We start from the raw sequence: 246 nt of genomic DNA on the forward strand, positions 1-246 counted from the left end.
ACATAGCGCGCCAGCGGCGCGGTCAGGTCGTAGCGCAGCGAGATCCACTGCTCGTCATCGTCCTGGAACGAGAACACCCCCTCGTTCGGACGGTCCTGATCGGGCAGGAACTTGCCGAGCGCGTCGGCTATGTCTTCCGCAACGAGAAGCCGGGCCCCGGCCGCTTCCGTCAGTTCATGCAGTTCGATGCCGACACGGTCGGTTCGGCAACGCCGGCGGCGGATGCCGAGATCTGCATGATGGCCG

Annotated in this window: 1 protein-coding gene; it reads right to left on the reverse strand. The window is 65.9% G+C overall.

Going from position 1 to position 246, the window contains the following annotated elements; all coding sequences use genetic code 11:
* Positions 1-246: hypothetical protein (locus tag G8O24_RS43380; protein ID WP_188108486.1), on the reverse strand; the 246-nt coding region annotated here is incomplete at both ends.

The organism is Bradyrhizobium campsiandrae (genome assembly GCF_014529705.1).
Lineage (GTDB): Bacteria > Pseudomonadota > Alphaproteobacteria > Rhizobiales > Xanthobacteraceae > Bradyrhizobium > Bradyrhizobium campsiandrae.